At 64.1% G+C, this 1,478-nt stretch carries 2 protein-coding genes; both read right to left on the reverse strand.

The window, feature by feature from the left end; all coding sequences use genetic code 11:
- A partial coding sequence (locus DBR22_RS22535) for a carbohydrate ABC transporter permease (protein ID WP_258229409.1) occupies positions 1-658 on the reverse strand: 658 nt, incomplete at its 3' end.
- Positions 655-1,478: carbohydrate ABC transporter permease (locus DBR22_RS22540; protein WP_108600814.1), on the reverse strand; the 824-nt coding region annotated here is incomplete at its 5' end. The genes DBR22_RS22535 and DBR22_RS22540, both read right to left, overlap by 4 nt.

Here is a 1,478-nt window from a genome sequence, read left to right on the forward strand (position 1 = left end):
TGGTGGCGCCGTCCATGCGGGCGGATTCAATGAGTTCGTCAGGAATGACGTCCACCAGGTATTGCCGCATGAAGAAGACGCCGAAGGCGGTCACCAGTGTTGGAACCACGACGGCGCCGATCTCGCCTGTCCAGCCGAGGGTCCGCATGACCATAAACAGCGGGATGATGCCCAGCTGGGTGGGGATGGCCATGGTGGCAACCACCATCAGCATGAGGCCGTTGCGGCCGCGGAACCTCAGCTTGGCAAAGGCGTAGCCGGCGAGGGTGGAGAAGCCCACCACGGAGATGGTGATGATTCCGGAGATCAGGACGCTGTTTCCGAGCGCGAGCCAGAACGGGACGGTGTCGAAAACCTCGCCCACGTTGGTCCAGAAGTTTCCACCGGGCAGCAGCGGTGGCCACGTCTCCCCCAAGGCCTCGTTGGACCTGCTGCCGATCACCACGGACCACCACAGCGGGTAGGCGGAGGAGACCAGGAACGCCAGCAGAAGCCCGTAGCTGAGGAAACCAGGGCGCACCCCGGTGCCGAAGAACCGCTTCCGGAGGGCGCCGGCACTCCCCTTCCGGGCCTCCTTTGCCGGCGGCGTCCCTGCCGCGGAAGTCCTGGCAGGTGGAGCCTCGGCGGAGACAGACTCCGCGCGATCGATAATGCTCATCGTTCAGTCCTTTCAGCCTGCGTGCGTGAACCGCTCTTGCCGTCAGCGTCATGGCCGGACGGGCTACGGCCGGACGGGTTATGGCCGGACGTGTTCGCGCCGGCAGCCAGTTTCCGGGCACGCCGGGACAGTTTTGCCGCATCCGCGGTCGCGATCCGGCGCGAGATCAGGTAGTTGATGAGGCCGAACAGCACAATGATCAGGAAGAGCAGCCACGCGATGGTTGAGGCTTTGCCGAAGTTCTGGCGCTGGAAGGCCATCTCCCAGAGGTACAGGACGGTGGTCTGGAACTGGCGCTGCGATCCGCCGGCCGTGGCGGGATCGAACAGCCTGGGTTCGGTGAAGATCTGGAGGCCGCCGATGGTGGCCGTGATGACCACAAAGACCATGGTGGGCCTGATGCTGGGCAGCGTGATGCTGAAGAACCGCCGGACTGCACCGGCGCCGTCGAGGGCCGCCGATTCGTACAGGTCGCGCGGCACTGCCTGCATGGCCGCAAGAAGGATCAGGGCGTTGTAGCCTGTCCAGCGCCAGTTCACCATGGTGGCGATGGCAATGTGGCTCGGCAGGGTTTCGTTCTTCCACATCACCGGGTCCAAGCCGAAGTTTCCCAGGATGTTGTTGATCAGGCCGTACTGCTCACCGAACATGTTGGTGAAGATCATGGCCACCGCCACCGGGGTCACGATGTACGGCAGCAGGATGCTCATGCGCCAGAAGGTCTTGGCCCGGAGGTTCTGGTCCAGCACCGCAGCCAGGAACAGCGCGACGGCGAGCTGCGGGACGGCCGAGAGCAGGAAAATGCTCATGGTGTTGAAGA

Source organism: Arthrobacter sp. HMWF013 (assembly GCF_003061105.1).
Classification (GTDB): domain Bacteria; phylum Actinomycetota; class Actinomycetes; order Actinomycetales; family Micrococcaceae; genus Arthrobacter.